The sequence below is a fragment of the Microbacterium petrolearium genome, assembly GCF_054782875.1.
Genome location: NZ_BAAGRQ010000001.1, coordinates 285,462 through 300,178, shown reverse-complemented (window position 1 = coordinate 300,178; position 14,717 = coordinate 285,462). Strand labels below are relative to the sequence as shown.

14 protein-coding genes are annotated in these 14,717 nt (G+C 72.4%); 1 reads left to right on the top strand and 13 read right to left on the bottom strand.

Annotated features, from left to right (window positions below):
* Nucleotides 1-57 precede the first annotated feature (57 nt).
* The 3 genes from ACYVJ0_RS01445 to lgt form a co-directional block, all read right to left on the bottom strand.
* Complete coding sequence (locus tag ACYVJ0_RS01445; RefSeq protein WP_460815513.1) at nt 58-1,515, bottom strand: glutamate synthase subunit beta; 1,458 nt, start codon at nt 1,513-1,515, stop codon at nt 58-60.
* Nucleotides 1,508-6,088, bottom strand: coding sequence for a glutamate synthase large subunit (gene gltB / locus ACYVJ0_RS01440; protein ID WP_460815511.1), 4,581 nt, complete (start codon nt 6,086-6,088; stop codon nt 1,508-1,510). Before gltB ends, ACYVJ0_RS01445 begins: the two co-directional genes overlap by 8 nt.
* Nucleotides 6,089-6,216: 128 nt before the next feature.
* Nucleotides 6,217-7,239 (bottom strand): prolipoprotein diacylglyceryl transferase, encoded by a 1,023-nt coding sequence (gene lgt / locus ACYVJ0_RS01435; protein ID WP_460815510.1) that lies wholly within the window; start codon nt 7,237-7,239, stop codon nt 6,217-6,219.
* A 111-nt stretch (nt 7,240-7,350) separates the two neighbouring features.
* Between lgt and ACYVJ0_RS01430 the strand changes: the two genes are divergently transcribed.
* Nucleotides 7,351-8,037, top strand: a complete 687-nt coding sequence (locus tag ACYVJ0_RS01430; protein WP_460815508.1) for an SGNH/GDSL hydrolase family protein — start codon at nt 7,351-7,353, stop codon at nt 8,035-8,037.
* 13 nt (nt 8,038-8,050) lie between these two features.
* Here the strand turns inward: ACYVJ0_RS01430 and trpA are convergent, their stop codons facing one another.
* From trpA to rpe, 10 genes are all read right to left on the bottom strand, one after another.
* Nucleotides 8,051-8,836: a tryptophan synthase subunit alpha gene (gene trpA, locus ACYVJ0_RS01425; protein ID WP_460815506.1), complete on the bottom strand. Its 786-nt coding sequence runs from the start codon at nt 8,834-8,836 to the stop codon at nt 8,051-8,053.
* Nucleotides 8,833-10,041, bottom strand: a complete 1,209-nt coding sequence (trpB, locus tag ACYVJ0_RS01420) for a tryptophan synthase subunit beta (RefSeq protein WP_460815504.1) — start codon at nt 10,039-10,041, stop codon at nt 8,833-8,835. The genes trpA and trpB overlap by 4 nt, the downstream gene beginning before the upstream one ends.
* Nucleotides 10,038-10,817, bottom strand: coding sequence for an indole-3-glycerol phosphate synthase TrpC (trpC, locus tag ACYVJ0_RS01415; RefSeq protein WP_449853152.1), 780 nt, complete (start codon nt 10,815-10,817; stop codon nt 10,038-10,040). Before trpC ends, trpB begins: the two co-directional genes overlap by 4 nt.
* Nucleotides 10,817-11,047, bottom strand: coding sequence for a DUF6704 family protein (locus tag ACYVJ0_RS01410; protein ID WP_460815628.1), 231 nt, complete (start codon nt 11,045-11,047; stop codon nt 10,817-10,819). The genes trpC and ACYVJ0_RS01410 overlap by 1 nt, the downstream gene beginning before the upstream one ends.
* Nucleotides 11,048-11,126: 79 nt before the next feature.
* On the bottom strand, nt 11,127-11,732 hold the full coding sequence (locus ACYVJ0_RS01405; RefSeq protein ID WP_449853154.1) for a Trp biosynthesis-associated membrane protein: 606 nt from the start codon (nt 11,730-11,732) through the stop codon (nt 11,127-11,129).
* Nucleotides 11,732-12,094, bottom strand: a complete 363-nt coding sequence (gene hisI, locus ACYVJ0_RS01400; protein WP_460815503.1) for a phosphoribosyl-AMP cyclohydrolase — start codon at nt 12,092-12,094, stop codon at nt 11,732-11,734. The genes ACYVJ0_RS01405 and hisI overlap by 1 nt, the downstream gene beginning before the upstream one ends.
* Complete coding sequence (hisF, locus tag ACYVJ0_RS01395) at nt 12,091-12,852, bottom strand: imidazole glycerol phosphate synthase subunit HisF (RefSeq protein WP_460815501.1); 762 nt, start codon at nt 12,850-12,852, stop codon at nt 12,091-12,093. The genes hisI and hisF overlap by 4 nt, the downstream gene beginning before the upstream one ends.
* Nucleotides 12,852-13,691 (bottom strand): ATP phosphoribosyltransferase, encoded by an 840-nt coding sequence (hisG, locus tag ACYVJ0_RS01390; RefSeq protein ID WP_449853157.1) that lies wholly within the window; start codon nt 13,689-13,691, stop codon nt 12,852-12,854. Before hisG ends, hisF begins: the two co-directional genes overlap by 1 nt.
* 39 nt (nt 13,692-13,730) lie before the next feature.
* Complete coding sequence (locus ACYVJ0_RS01385; protein WP_449853158.1) at nt 13,731-13,994, bottom strand: phosphoribosyl-ATP diphosphatase; 264 nt, start codon at nt 13,992-13,994, stop codon at nt 13,731-13,733.
* A gap of 43 nt (nt 13,995-14,037) precedes the next feature.
* Nucleotides 14,038-14,712 (bottom strand): ribulose-phosphate 3-epimerase, encoded by a 675-nt coding sequence (gene rpe / locus ACYVJ0_RS01380; protein ID WP_460815499.1) that lies wholly within the window; start codon nt 14,710-14,712, stop codon nt 14,038-14,040.
* Nucleotides 14,713-14,717 lie beyond the last annotated feature (5 nt).

Genomic DNA, 14,717 nt, shown 5'->3' with positions numbered 1-14,717 from the left:
CCTCCGCACGAGGGCCGCGATGTCGGGTTGCGGCCGATGCCGGCCGCCTTCGCCATGCTACAGCCCGATGGGAGCGTCGGTGGGTCGCACCGGCGCGGGCAGCAGCGTCTCGCCCATGAGGTACTCGTCCACCTTCGACGCGACCGACCGGCCCTCGGCGATCGCCCACACGATGAGCGACTGGCCGCGGCCGGCGTCCCCCGCGACGAACACGCCGGGGACCGTCGTCTGGAAGTCGCCGTCGCGCTCGACGTTGCCGCGGTCGGTGAACTGCGTGCTCGTCTGCTCCTCGAGCAGGTCGCGCTCGGGGCCCGTGAAGCCCATCGCGATGAGCACGAGGTCGGCGGGGATCTCGCGCTCGGTGCCGCTCTTGGGAACGCGGCGGCCGTCGACGAACTCCGTCTCGGCCACGCGCAGCGCGCGCACCTCGCCCGCGTCGTTGCCCAGGAACTCGACCGTGGTGGCGAGGTACTGCCGCTCGCCGCCCTCCTCGTGCGCCGAGGAGACCTCGAACACCTGCGGGGTCATGGGCCACGGCTGGTGGTCGGGGCGGGAGTCGGCGGGGCGCGTGCCGATCGCGAGGTTGGTCACGCTCAGCGCGCCCTGGCGGTGCGCCGTGCCGATGCAGTCGGCGCCGGTGTCGCCGCCGCCGATCACCACGACGTGCTTGCCCTCCGCGGATATCTGGTTGGGCACCTGGTCGCCCGCGACGGCCTTGTTCGACTCGACGAGGTACTCCATCGCGAAGTGCACGCCGTCGAGGTCGCGACCCGGGATCGGCAGGTCGCGCGGCAGGGTCGAGCCCGTCGCGATGACGACGGCGTCGTAGCGGCTGCGCAGCTCGTCCCAGCTGATGTCGACGCCGATCGTGACGCCCGCGCGGAACTTCGTGCCCTCGTCCTGCATCTGGCGCAGGCGCGCCTCGAGGTGGCGCTTCTCCATCTTGAAATCGGGGATGCCGTAGCGCAGCAGGCCGCCGATGCGGTCGTCGCGCTCGTACACGGCCACCGTGTGCCCGGCGCGCGTGAGCTGCTGCGCCGCGGCCAGGCCCGCGGGGCCGGATCCGACGACCGCCACGGTCTTGCCGGTGAGGCGCGACGGCGCCTTCGGCTCGACCCAGCCGTTCGCGAACGCCTCGTCGATCGTCGAGACCTCGATCTGCTTGATCGTGACGGCCGGCTGGTTGATCCCCAGCACGCACGCGCTCTCGCACGGCGCGGGGCACAGCCGCCCCGTGAACTCGGGGAAGTTGTTCGTCGCGTGCAGGCGCTCGATCGCGTCGCGGCCCTCGCCGCGGTACATCAGGTCGTTCCACTCGGGGATGAGGTTCCCGAGCGGGCAACCCTGGTGGCAGAACGGGATGCCGCAGTCCATGCAGCGGCTCGCCTGGCGGCGGAGCACGGCCGAGTCGCCCGGCTCGTACACCTCCTTCCAGTCGAGGATGCGCACGGGCACGGGGCGCCGAGCGGGCAGCTCCCGCTCGGTCACCTTCAGAAAGCCCTTGGGATCAGCCACCGGTCACCTCCAGGATGCGGTTCCAGACGACGTCGCCGTCGGGGTCCAGCCCCTCCGCGACCGCCGCCTGGCGGGTCTCCATGACGGCGGCGTAGTCGCGCGGCAGCACGCGCACGAAGTTCGCCGTCTCGTTCTCGAAGTCGTCCAGCAGGCGCCGAGCCAGCGCCGAGCCGGTCTGCTCGACGTGCTGCTCCAGCAGGTCGCGCAGGATCTCGGCGTCGCCGGATCCGAGCGGGCTGAGCGTGAGCTCGCCCGTGCGCAGCGCGTCGGCGTTGACGAGCTTCTCGTCCAGCCGGTACACGTACGCCGTGCCGCCCGACATGCCGGCGCCGAGGTTGCGCCCGGTCCGGCCCAGGATGACCGCGAGGCCGCCCGTCATGTACTCGAGCGCGTGGTCGCCCACGCCCTCGACCACGGCGGTGGCGCCCGAGTTGCGCACGAAGAACCGCTCCCCCACCACGCCGCTGAAAAACATCGAGCCCCGCGTGGCGCCGTAGCCGATGACGTTGCCGGCGATCACGTTCTCGGACGCGTCGAACGCCGCACCCCGCGGCGGGCGGATCACGATCTGCCCGCCCGAGAGGCCCTTGCCCACGTAGTCGTTCGAATCGCCCTCGAGTCGCAGCGTGATGCCGCTCGGCAGGAACGCCCCGAAGGACTGCCCGGCCGAGCCGCGCAGCGACACGGTGATCGACCCGGCGGGCAGGCCCTGCTCGCCATGCGCCTTCGTGACGTGGTGGCCCAGCATCGTCCCGACCGCGCGCGCCGTGTTGCGCACCGGCAGGTCGATCTCGACCTGGCCGCCGTGCGCGATGACATCGCGAGCGCGCTCGATGAGCTGCACGTCGAAGTGCTCGTCGAGCTCGTGCGCCTGCGCCCGCCGGTGGCGGCGCGGCTCGTCCTCGGCGAACTGCGGACCGTGCAGGATCGGCGAGAGGTCGAGGCCGCTCGCCTTCCAGTGCTCGATCGCGCCGTCGACGTCGAGCAGGTCGCTGCGGCCGATCGCCTCGTCGAGCGAGCGGAAGCCCAGCTCCGCGAGATACTCGCGCACCTCCTGCGCGATGAACTCCATGAAGTTCACCACGTACTCGGCCTTGCCCGTGAAGCGGTCGCGCAGCACCGGGTTCTGCGTGGCCACGCCCACCGGGCACGTGTCGAGGTGGCACACGCGCATCATGATGCAGCCGCTCACCACGAGCGGCGCCGTGGCGAAGCCGAACTCCTCCGCGCCCAGCAGCGCGCCGATGAGCACGTCGCGGCCCGTCTTGAGCTGGCCGTCCACCTGCACGACCACGCGGTCGCGCATGGCGTTGAGCATGAGCGTCTGCTGCGTCTCGGCGAGCCCGAGCTCCCACGGCGTGCCGGCGTGCTTGAGGGAGTTCAGCGGGCTCGCCCCCGTGCCGCCGTCGTGGCCCGAGACGAGGATGACGTCGCTCAGCGCCTTGGCGACCCCGGCCGCGACCGCGCCGATGCCCGACTGGCTGACGAGCTTCGTGTGGATGCGCGCCTTCGGGTTGGCCCGCTTCAGGTCGAAGATGAGCTGCTTCAGGTCCTCGATCGAGTAGATGTCGTGGTGCGGCGGCGGCGAGATGAGGCCGACGCCGGCCGTCGCGTGGCGCGTGCGCGCGACCCACGGGTACACCTTGCCGGGCGGCAGCTGGCCGCCCTCGCCGGGCTTGGCGCCCTGGGCGAGCTTGATCTGGATGTCGTCGGCCTCGGCGAGGTACATGCTCGTCACGCCGAACCGGCCGGAGGCGACCTGCTTGATCGCGCTGCGGCGCTCCGGATCGACGAGGCGCTCGACGTCCTCGCCGCCCTCGCCCGTGTTCGACTTGCCGCCGAGGCGGTTCATCGCGATCGCGAGCGTCTCGTGCGCCTCCTTCGAGATGGAGCCGTAGCTCATCGCGCCCGTCGAGAAGCGCTTCACGATGGACGAGACGGGCTCGACCTCGTCGATCGGCACGGGCTTGCGCCCGGCGGTCCTCAGCTTGAACAGCCCGCGGAGCGTCTTCAGCTCGGCGGCCTGGTCGTCGACGAGGCGCGTGTACTCGCGGAAGATGTCGTAGCGCTTCGTGCGCGTGGAGTGCTGCAGGCGGAACACCGTCTCGGGGTTGAACAGGTGCGGCGAGCCGTCGCGGCGCCACTGGTACTCGCCGCCGGTCCACAGCCGCTCGTGCACGCGCGGGGCGCGGTCCTCCGGGTAGGCGAAGGCGTGTCGCGCGGCGTTCTCGGCCGCGATCTGCTCGAGGCCGATGCCGCCGAGCTTCGACTCGGTGCCCGTGAAGTAGGCGTCGATGAGCTCCTGCGAGAGCCCGACGGCCTCGAACACCTGCGCGCCCGTGTACGACGACACGGTCGAGATGCCCATCTTCGACATGATCTTCAGCACGCCCTTGCCGAGCGCGTAGATGAGGTTCTTCACGGCCTTCTCGGGCGTGACGCCCGTGATGGCGCCGCGGCGCACGAGGTTCTCGACGGTCTCCATCGCGAGGTACGGGTTCACCGCCGACGCGCCGTAGCCGAGCAGCGTCGCCACGTGGTGCACCTCGCGCACGTCGCCGGCCTCGACGACGAGCCCCACCCGCATGCGGGTCGAGTTGCGGATGAGGTGGTGGTGCACGGCCGCCACGAGCAGCAGCGACGGGATGGGCGCGAGGTCGCGGTTGCTGTCGCGGTCGCTCAGCACGATGAACTCCGCGCCGTCCTCGATGGCGTTGTCCACCTCGTCGCAGATCTGCTCGAGGCGCTTGCGCAGGCCCTTGTGCCCGCCCGCCACGCGATACACGCCGCGGATCGTCACCGACGTGCGCCCGGGCAGCGCGGAATGGATGTGCTGGATCTTCGCGAGCTCGTCGTTGTCGATGACGGGGAAGTCCAGACCGACCATGCGCGTGTGCTTCGGCCCCCACGACAGCAGGTTGCCCTCGGGTCCGAGCCCGAGGCGGAGGCTCGTGACGACCTCCTCGCGGATCGAGTCGAGCGGCGGGTTCGTGACCTGCGCGAACTGCTGCGTGAAGTAGTCGAACAGCAGCCGCGGCCGGTCGCTGAGCACGGCGATGGGCGTGTCCGATCCCATCGCGCCGATCGGCTCCGCGCCCGTGCGCCCCATGGGGGTGAGGAGGATGCGGACCTCCTCCTCCGTGTAGCCGAAGGTGCGCAGGCGCCGGTTGATCGAGGCGATCGGGTGCACGATGTGCTCGCGCTCGGGCAGGTCGGCCAGGCGCACGCCGCCCGCGTCGAGCCACTCGCGCCAGGGGTGCATGGTCGCCAGCTCGCGCTTGATCTCGTCGTCGCCGATGATCCGCCCCTGCGCCGTGTCGACGAGGAACATGCGGCCGGGCAGCAGCCGGCCGCGGCGCGCGATGCGCTCGGGCGCGAAGTCGAGCACGCCGGTCTCGCTGCCCACGACGACGAGGCCGTCGGTCGTGACCGTCCAGCGGCCCGGACGCAGTCCGTTGCGGTCGAGCATGCCGCCGACGACCGTGCCGTCCGTGAACAGCAGCGACGCGGGCCCGTCCCACGGCTCCATCTGCAGCGAGTGGTACTCGTAGAACGCGCGCAGATCCGGATCGATGTCGGCCTGCTTCTCGTACGCCTCCGGCACCATCATGAGCATGGCGTGCGGCAGGCTGCGGCCCGTGAGCGTGAGCAGCTCGAGCACCTCGTCGAACGACGCGGAGTCGCTCTCGGTGTCGCTCGTGATGGGCAGCAGCGGCTCGATCTCGCCGAGCAGGTCGGACGCGAGCTGCGACTGGCGCGCGCGCATCCAGTTGCGGTTGCCGCCGACGGTGTTGATCTCGCCGTTGTGCGCGAGCATGCGCAGCGGCTGCGCGAGCGGCCACGACGGGAACGTGTTGGTCGAGTAGCGGCTGTGCACCACCGCGAGCTCGGTCGCGAAGCGCTCGTCCTGCAGGTCGGGGTAGAACGGTTCGAGCTGCAGCGTCGTGACCATGCCCTTGTAGCCGAGGGTGCGGCTCGACAGCGACACGAAGTAGGCGCCGAGCTCGTGCTGCGCGCGCTTGCGCAGGCGGTAGGCGCGGCGGTCGAGCGCGATGCCCGACAGCGCGGGCTCGTCGCCGACGGCGGGGCGCGCGAGGAAGAGCTGCTCGAACGCGGGGCGCGCGTCGTCGGCGAGCTTTCCGAGGTGCTGCGGCTCCACCGGCACCTCGCGCCAGCCGAGCACCACGAGGTTCTCGGTCTGCGCGATCCGCTCGATGCCGCGCTTCAGCTCGGCCCTGGCCTCGACCTCGCGGGGCAGGAAGGCCATGCCGGCGGCGTACTCCCCCACCGGGGGCAGCTCGAAGCCCGTCACGGCGCGCAGGAACGCGTCGGGCATCTGGGTGAGGATGCCCGCACCGTCGCCCGTGCCCGCGTCCGATCCGATCGCGCCGCGGTGCTCGAGGTTGCGCAGCGCGGTGAGGGCCAGATCGACGATGTCGTGGCCGGGCTCGCCGCGGAGGGTGGCCACCATCGCCAGACCGCACGCGTCCTTCTCGAACGCGGGGTTGTACATGCCCTGCTTGGCCGGCAGGGATCCGCCGACGGGAGCGACGTTGCGCGGGCTCGATGCCATGGCTGACCGTCCTTGAGGTTGTTGCTGAGCGGGGCGGCGCTGACCCGGGAAGGGAGCCGCGGGATGCCTGCGAAGCGCGTGGCTCGGGCGGCCCGTTACTCGACGGTACGGGCGGGAGCTCGGAAGCGCTACTTCGCGGCGGCGGTGCTTGTGGCGGCGGCCTCGAGAGGGGCGTCCGTCGACGTGGGGTCGCTGGTGTCGACGTAGCCTTCCGAGGATTCTACCCCGGCCTCGGGGGCCGGTTCGCGCCCGGCCACATACGGCGAGGGCTCGATGCCGGTGTGGCGGCGCTGCAGGGCCAGGATGACGAGACCGACGACGATCGCGGCGAGCGAGGCCCACACGTTCGTGCGCAGGCCGAGGATGACCTCGCTCGGGTCGATGCGGATGGACTCCCACACGACGCGGCCGGCGCCGTACCAGAGCAGGTAGATCGCGAAGAGGCGGCCCCACTGGAAGGCGAGCTTGCGGCCCAGCCACAGCAGCACGACGACGCCCGCGACGTTCCAGATGACCTCGTAGAGGAAGGTCGGGTGGAACAGCGTGTCCGCGGGCAGCCCGGCCGGGATCGCCGGATTGTCCGCGTCGATCTCGAGGCCCCACGGCAGGTCGGTCGGCCAGCCGAACAGCTCCTGGTTGAACCAGTTGCCGAAGCGGCCCATCGCCTGCGCGAGCAGCAGGCCGGGCGCGAGGGCGTCGGCGAAGGTCCAGAACCGGATGCCCGTCCACCGGCACCCGAGCCAGGCGCCGATCGCGCCGCCGATGAGGGCGCCGTAGATGGCGATGCCGCCCTCCCAGATCGCCCACACCGAGCCGGGCTGGGTGATGTTCCACGGGTTGGAACCCTCGCCGAAGTAGTAGCCGGGGTGCGTGACCACGTGGAAGATGCGCGCGCCGATGATCGCCAGCGGCACCGCGAGCAGCGCGATGTCGATGACGATCCACCGCTCGGCGCCGCGCTTGGTGAGGCGGTGGTTCGTCAGAATCGTCGCCACGATGATCCCGGCGATGATGCACAGCGCGTAGAAGTGGATCGTGAACTGCCCGAACGTGAACGGACCGAGGGTGATGGGTCCGAACTCCCAGCTCCAGGAGCTCACCGGCGGGCTGGGGATGCTCGCGACGACGTTCGTCAGGGCAGTAGACAGCATGGTTGCGAGTCTAGTTCAGGCGGCGCGTCGCGCCGTCACGCGCGGGACGCGCACGCACCCGCCCCGCGCGCCGCTCAGCAACGGGGCAGGTGTCCGGTCCAGACTGGCCGGATGCGTCGCCGCACCCTGCTCCTCTCCCTGGCCGCCGTCGCGGCCCTTGCGGCCGCCGGGACGATCGCGATGAGTGTGACGCGTGCGGACGAGCCCGCCGGGTGCGACGACATCCGCGCCTATCAGCAGCGCTACGGCCAGATCGAGACCCTCGGCGACGGCAGCGGCCGGATCGCGGTGCTCGGCGACTCGTACGCGGCCGGCGACGCCCTGAGCGATCGCGGCACGCGCTGGAGCGACTTCCTCGCGCAGCGCGCCACCGGCGACACCGTCCTGCTCGATGCGGTGCCGCTGACGGGGTACGTCAACGAGGGCGCGTGCGGCCCGAACGCGTTCGAGGACCGCATCGACCGCCTCGTCGACACGGGGGCCGACACCCTCGTCATCCAGGGCGGACTCAACGACGTCTCCGCCGAGCCGGAGTCGTTGCGGCGGAGCGCAGCTGCCGTGCTCGACGCCGCGGAGGCCGTGCCCCGCGTCGTCGTGGTGGGGCCGATGGACGTTCCGGGGCGCGACGGCGAGGCCGCCGTCGACGTCGTGCTCGCCGAGGAGGCGGCGGCGCGCGGGATGACGTACGTGTCGGCGCTCGACTGGGACCTGCCCGTCGGCCGCGACCGCATCCACCTCACGCCCGCGGGGCACGCCGAGTACGCCGAGCGGATCCTCGGCGCGCTGCCGCGGCGGTGAGACCGGCCGCGCGTCAGCGACGGGTGCCGGCGGCGAGCTCGCGGGCGAGCTCGCTCAGCCCCGCTACTCCCCCGTCGCGCAGGGCGCGCACGAGCGCCGTGCCGACGATCGCGCCGTCGGCGTACTCCGCGACGCCCGCGACCTGGGCGGGCGTCGAGATGCCGATGCCCACGCACGCGCGGCGCACGCCGCGGTCGCGCAGCCGCCCCACGAGGGTGCGCGCGGCGCGGTCGAGCTCGGTGCGCTCGCCCGTGATGCCCATCGTCGAGACCGCGTACACGAAGCCGCGCGAGGCGTCGCGGATCATGTCGATCCGCCCATCCGTCGACGTCGGCGCCGCGAGGAACACGCGATCCAGGCCGGCGCGGTCCGAGGCCGCGATCCACTCCGCCGCGGCGTCCGGCGTGATGTCGGGCGTGATGAGGCCGGCGCCGCCCGCGGCGGCGAGGGCGTCGGCATAGCGGTCGACGCCGTACTGCACCACGAGGTTCCAGTACGACATGACGAGCACCGGGGTGCGCACGCGCTCCGTGATGGCGCGCACGAGCCGGAACAGGTCGGGCGTGCGGAAGCCCGAGGCGAGCGCGGCGTTCGTCGCCTCCTGGATGATCGGGCCGTCCATCACGGGGTCGCTGTAGGGCGGGCCCAGCTCGATGACGTCGGCGCCGTTCTCGGCGAGGGCGACCGCCGCCTCCAGCGAGGTGTCGAAGTCGGGGAAACCGGCGGGCAGGTAGCCGATGAACGCCGCGCGCCCCTCGGCGTTCGCCGCGTCGACCGCGGCCTCGACGGCCGAGGTCATTCGCCCGCTCCCTCGTCGTAGAGCTCGAAATACCGCGCCGCGGTGTCCATGTCCTTGTCGCCGCGGCCCGAGAGGCACACGGCGAGCACGGCGTCGGGGCCCAGCTCGCGGCCGATGCGCAGCGCGCCCGCGAGGGCGTGCGCCGACTCGATGGCCGGGATGACCCCCTCGGTGCGGCTGAGCAGGCGCAGCGCCTGCATCGCCTCGTCGTCGGTGGCGGGGATGTACGTGGCCCGCCCGATCGACGCGAGCCACGCGTGCTCCGGCCCGACGCCCGGGTAGTCGAGGCCGGCCGAGATGGAGTGCGACTCGACGGTCTGGCCGTCCTCGTCCTGCAGCACGAAGGTGCGCGCCCCGTGCAGCACGCCCTCGCGGCCGCGCGCGATCGACGCCGCGTGCCGCTCGGTGTCGACGCCGTCGCCCGCCGCCTCCACGCCGTAGAGCGCCACGGACTCGTCGTCGATGAACGCGTCGAACATGCCGATCGCGTTCGAGCCGCCGCCGACGCACGCGAGGACCGCATCGGGCAGGCGCCCGGTGCGCTCCAGCAGCTGCGCGCGCGCCTCCTCCGAGATCACCTTCTGGAAATCGCGCACCATGGCCGGGAACGGGTGCGGCCCCGCCGCCGTGCCGAAGATGTAGTTGGTCGTCTCGACGCTCGCGACCCAGTCGCGGTACGCCTCGTTGATCGCGTCCTTCAGCGTGCGCGAGCCGGTCGTCACCGGCACGACCTCGGCGCCGAGCAGGCGCATGCGGGCGACGTTGAGCGCCTGGCGCTCGGTGTCGACCTCGCCCATGTAGATCGTGCAGTCCAGGCCGAACAGCGCCGCCGCGGTCGCGGTCGCCACGCCGTGCTGGCCGGCGCCGGTCTCGGCGATCACGCGCGTCTTGCCCAGGCGCCGGGTGAGCAGCGCCTGACCGAGCACGTTGTTGATCTTGTGGCTGCCCGTGTGGTTGAGGTCCTCGCGCTTGAGGAAGATGCGCGCGCCGCCGGCGTGCTCGGCGAAGCGCGGCACCTCGGTGAGCGCCGACGGGCGGCCGGCGTAGTCGGCCAGCAGCGCCGCGAGCTCCGCGCGGAACGCCGGGTCCGCCATCGCCTCGCGGTGGGCGACGTCGAGCTCGTCGATGGCCGCGATGAGCGACTCCGGCATGTAGCGCCCGCCGAATTCGCCGAAGAACGGCCCCGGCTGCTCGCGGAGTGTCATGACGCCTCCAGGAAGGATCGAAGGGTGAGGACGGGATCGCCCGTCACGAGCGCCTCGCCGATGAGCACGGCGTCGGCGCCGGCCGCGCGGTAGTGCGCGACATCGGCCGGTTCGAGCACGGCGGACTCCGCGACCTTCACGGCATCGGACGGGATGCCGTCCACGAGCCGGCCGAACAGGTCGCGGTCGAGCTCGAACGTCGACAGATCTCGCGCGTTCACCCCGATGAGGCGCGCGCCGAGCTGCGCTGCGCGCGCCACCTCGTCGGCGGTGTGCGCCTCGACGAGCGGCGTCATGCCCAGCTCGACGACGAGTGCGTAGAGCCGCTCCAGCAGCGGCTGCTCGAGCGCCGCCGCGATGAGGAGCACGAGGTCGGCGCCGGCGGCCCTGGCCTCCCACACCTGGTAGGGCGTGGCGACGAAGTCCTTGCGCAGCACCGGCAGCCCGACGGCGGCCTTGACGGCCGACAGGTCGTCGAGCGAGCCCTTGAACCGGCGCTGCTCCGTCAGCACGCTGATCGCCGACGCGCCGCCCGTCTCGTAGAGCCCCGCCTGGCGTGCGGGATCGGGGATCTCGGCGAGGTCGCCGCGCGAGGGGCTCGCGCGCTTCACCTCGGCGATGACCTTGACGCGGTCGGCGGGCGCGAGGAATGCGAGCGCGTCGCGCGCCGCCGGCTGGGCCAGCGCGGCCCGCTCGACCTCGGCGAGCGGGCGGACGGCCTCGCGTGCCTCGGCATCCGCGACCGACCCGGCGGTGAGCTCCGCCAGGAGAGACATCAGTGCGCCTTGGTCGAGTACTTCGGACCGTTCGCGCCGTAGCCGGCCTTGGACAGGATCCAGCCCGCGATGGGACCGCTCACGAAGAGCACCACCGATGCCCACACGAGCCACATCTGGTCGAGGAACAGCGCCGCCGTGCCGATGGCCAGCGCCACCAGCATGATGATCACCGCCGTCCACGCGGCGGGCGAGTGTCCGTGACCGGGGTCGGTGAGGGGGTTGCTCATCTCGTGGGTGCTCCTTCGATGCATGGGACCGGTTCGAGTCTATCGGGAGGGGCCGAGCGACCGCGCCGCGGGGCGGCGCTCAGCGGGCGGTGGGGTCCTGGCCGTGGCTCAGGTCGTCCCACGAGTCGATCGCGTCGAGCGGGCCGTCGGCGGGAGCCGCGCTCGCGGTCTCGTACCGGCGGCCGGACCGCTTCCAGTGCCGCGCCGTCGAGACGACCGTTGCGCCGCCGAGCACCACGAGCGCGGCGGCGACGAGCGAGATGATCGGCCACGGCGTGACGGCGAGCGAGACCACGAGCTCGCCGACGGCCTCCTCGCCCGCGAGGCCGGTGTGCTCGGTGACGGCCGACGCCGCGGCCGACACGGGCGGGGCGAACGCGATCCGGCTCGTGGTGGCGACGAGCACGAACCCGAGGAGCACCGCGAGCACGCCGAGGATGTAGCGCAGCACGACGCCCGCGAGCGCCAGCACGAGCGCGAGGGCCAGCGCCGCCAGCGCGAGGGGCTGCAGCACGGGCGAGGCGGACGCACCCGGCACGGGCAGCGTCGCGTCGGCGAGCTGCGCGCTCAGCCACGTCTGGGTCGAGCCCACGAGCAGCACGGCGCCGCCGATGAGGACGAGCAGCACCGAGAGCGAGCGACCGCGGCGGCCCGCCCAGCCGTCGATCCGGCGCATCGCACCCATCAGCGCGCTCCCGGCAGCAGGTCGCGCTCGTCGGTGTCGAAGCACGTGTGCGTGCCGGTGTGGCAGGCCGCTCCCGTCTGGTCCACGAGCAGCAGCACGGTGTCGCCGTCGCAGTCGATGCGCACGCCGCGCACCTCCTGCACGTGACCGGACGTGTCGCCCTTGCGCCAGTACTCCCCGCGCGAGCGCGACCAGTACACGGCGCGCCCGCCGGTCAGCGTGCGCCGCAGCGCCTCGCGATCCATCCACGCGAGCATGAGCACCTCGAGGGTGTCGTGCTGCTGCACGACGACGGGCACGAGCCCGTCGGCGTTGAAGGCGACCCGGTCCAGCCGGGCCTCGACATCGATGGGCTGGCTCATCGGACCGGCACCCCCTCCGCGCGCAGCGCCGTCTTCACGTCGCCGACGGTCATCTGCCCCGAGTGGAACACGCTCGCCGCGAGCACCGCGTCCGCCCCCGCGCGCACCGCCGGGGCGAAGTGCGAGACGTCGCCGGCGCCGCCCGAGGCGATCACCGGCACGGTCGACAGCTCGCGCATGAGCCCCACGAGCTCGAGGTCGAAGCCCTGCTTCGTGCCGTCGGCGTCGATCGAGTTGACGAGCAGCTCGCCCGCGCCGCGCTCGATCGCCTCGCGCGCCCAGTCGAGCGCGTCGAGGTCGGTCTCCTGCCGCCCGCCGTGCGTCGTCACGACGAAGCCCGACGGCGTGCGCGGCGACCGCTTCACATCGAGCGAGAGCACGAGCACCTGCGCGCCGAAGCGGTCGGCGATCTCGCCGATCAGCGCCGGCCGGCGGATCGCCGCGGAGTTGACGCCGACCTTGTCGGCCCCGACCTCCTGCAGGCGGGCGACGTCGTCGACGCTGCGGATGCCGCCGCCGACCGTGAGCGGGATGAAGACCTGCTCGGCGGTGCACCGCACGACGTCGTGCATCGTCGCGCGCTCGTCGACCGTGGCGGTGACGTCGAGGAACGTGATCTCGTCGGCGCCCTGTTCGAAGTACCGCCGCGCGAGCTCGACGGGGTCGCCCATCTCGCGCAGGTTCTCGAAGTTGATGCCCTTCACCACGCGCCCGGCCGCCACGTCGAGGCACGGGATCACCCGGGTCACGACCGACATCAGAGCCTCGCGTTGTCGATCGCGGTGACGAGGATGGCGCGCGCGCCGAGCTCGTAGAGCTCGTCCATGACGCGGTTCATGCCCTTGCGGGGCACCATCACCCGCACGGCCACCCACTCCGGGTCGCGCAGCGGCGACACGGTGGGCGACTCGATGCCCTTCGCGATCGCGGTGGCCTGGTCGAGCAGGGCCACGGGCAGGTCGTAGTCGACCATCACGTAGCGGCGGGCGACCATGACGCCGCGCAGCCGGCGCAGCAGCCGGTCGGTGCCGGGCGCCTCGGTGGGCGCCCCGATGAGCACGGCCTCCGACTCCATGAGCACGTCGCCGAAGATCTCCAGGCCGGCCTGGCGCAGGGTCGTGCCGGTCTCGACCACGTCGGCGACGGCGTCGGCGACGCCCAGCTCCACCGCCGACTCGACGGCGCCGTCGAGCGGCACGATGTCGACGGCCACGCCGCGCGCGTCGAGGAGCGCGTCGACGACGCCGGGGAACGCGGTCGCCACGCGCACGCCCTCGAGGTCCTCGATGCGCGAGAAGCGTCCGGGCCGGGCAGCGAGGCGGAACGTGGAGTTGCCGAAGCCGAGCGCCTCGATCTCGCGCGCGGGCATGCGGGTGTCGAGCAGCAGGTCGCGGCCGGTGATGCCCACGTCGAGGGCGCCGGAGGCGACGTACGTGGCGATGTCGCGCGGGCGCAGGTAGAAGAACTCGACGTCGTTGGCGGCGTCGATCAGGTGCAGCTGCTTGGTGTCGCGGCGGGTGGCGTAGCCGGCCTCGGCGAGCATGGCGATGGCGGTCTCGGAGAGCGAGCCCTTGTTGGGAACGGCGATGCGGAGCATGGGGTCTTTCGGGTCGAGGATGACGGTTCCGGGCGCGCCTCAGAGATGTCGGTAGACGTCGGCCGGCGTCAGACCCTTCGCGATCATGAGCACCTGCAGGTGGTACAGCAGCTGCGAGATCTCCTCGGCCGCCTCCTCGTCCGACTGGTACTCGGCGGCCATCCAGACCTCGGCCGCCTCCTCGACGATCTTCTTGCCGATCGCATGCACGCCGGCGTCCAGCTCCCTGACGGTGCCGGATCCCTCCGGCCGCGTCTGCGCCTTCTCACTCAGCTCCGCGAACAGCTCGTCGAACGTCTTCACCCGTCTAGGCTACCGGCAGGTGCCGGGAAGCCCGCCCGCGCGGTCAGTGGCGGTGCGCCGCCGCGGCGTCGCGGAGGGCCGCGATGGCGGCGTCGATGTCGTCCGCGCCGTAGACGGCCGAGCCCGCGACGAACGTGTCGGCGCCCGCCGCGGCCGCCTGCGCGATCGTGTCGGCCGAGATGCCGCCGTCCACCTGGAGCCACACGTCCGATCCGCGGCGGCGCGCCTCGTCGGCGAGGCTGCGCAGCTTGGGCATCTGATCGGCCAGGAACGACTGCCCCCCGAAGCCGGGCTCGACGGTCATGACGAGGATCTGGTCGAAGGCGTCCAGGTGGTCGAAGAGCTGCTCGACGGGCGTGGCGGGCTTGACGGCGACGCCCGCGCGGGCGCCGATCTCGCGCAGGCGCGCCGCGAGGGCGAGCGGATCGGCCGCTGCCTCGAGGTGGAACGTCACCGACGCCGCGCCGAGCTCGGCGTAGCCCGGCGCCCAGCGGTCGGGGTCGTCGATCATGAGGTGCACGTCGAGCGGCACGGGGCTCGTGGCCTGGATGCGCTGCACCATCTGCGGCCCGAAGGTGAGATTCGGCACGAAGTGGTTGTCCATCACGTCGACGTGCACGAAGTCCGCGCCCGAGATGCGCGCGAGCTCCGACTGCATGTTGGCGAAGTCGGCCGACAGGATGCTCGGGTTGATGCGGGGGGCCTGCGGGAGGGTCACGTCGC

Bases quoted from the DNA above. Each gene is read 5' to 3' on its own strand.
- gltB (WP_460815511.1), bottom strand. From the start codon at position 6,088: ATGGCATCGAGCCCGCGCAACGTCGCTCCCGTCGGCGGATCCCTGCCG.
- lgt (WP_460815510.1), bottom strand. From the start codon at position 7,239: ATGCTGTCTACTGCCCTGACGAACGTCGTCGCGAGCATCCCCAGCCCG.
- ACYVJ0_RS01430 (WP_460815508.1), top strand. From the start codon at position 7,351: ATGCGTCGCCGCACCCTGCTCCTCTCCCTGGCCGCCGTCGCGGCCCTT.
- trpA (WP_460815506.1), bottom strand. From the start codon at position 8,836: ATGACCTCGGCCGTCGAGGCCGCGGTCGACGCGGCGAACGCCGAGGGG.
- trpB (WP_460815504.1), bottom strand. From the start codon at position 10,041: ATGACACTCCGCGAGCAGCCGGGGCCGTTCTTCGGCGAATTCGGCGGG.
- trpC (WP_449853152.1), bottom strand. From the start codon at position 10,817: ATGTCTCTCCTGGCGGAGCTCACCGCCGGGTCGGTCGCGGATGCCGAG.
- ACYVJ0_RS01410 (WP_460815628.1), bottom strand. From the start codon at position 11,047: ATGAGCAACCCCCTCACCGACCCCGGTCACGGACACTCGCCCGCCGCG.
- ACYVJ0_RS01405 (WP_449853154.1), bottom strand. From the start codon at position 11,732: ATGGGTGCGATGCGCCGGATCGACGGCTGGGCGGGCCGCCGCGGTCGC.
- hisI (WP_460815503.1), bottom strand. From the start codon at position 12,094: ATGAGCCAGCCCATCGATGTCGAGGCCCGGCTGGACCGGGTCGCCTTC.
- hisF (WP_460815501.1), bottom strand. From the start codon at position 12,852: ATGTCGGTCGTGACCCGGGTGATCCCGTGCCTCGACGTGGCGGCCGGG.
- hisG (WP_449853157.1), bottom strand. From the start codon at position 13,691: ATGCTCCGCATCGCCGTTCCCAACAAGGGCTCGCTCTCCGAGACCGCC.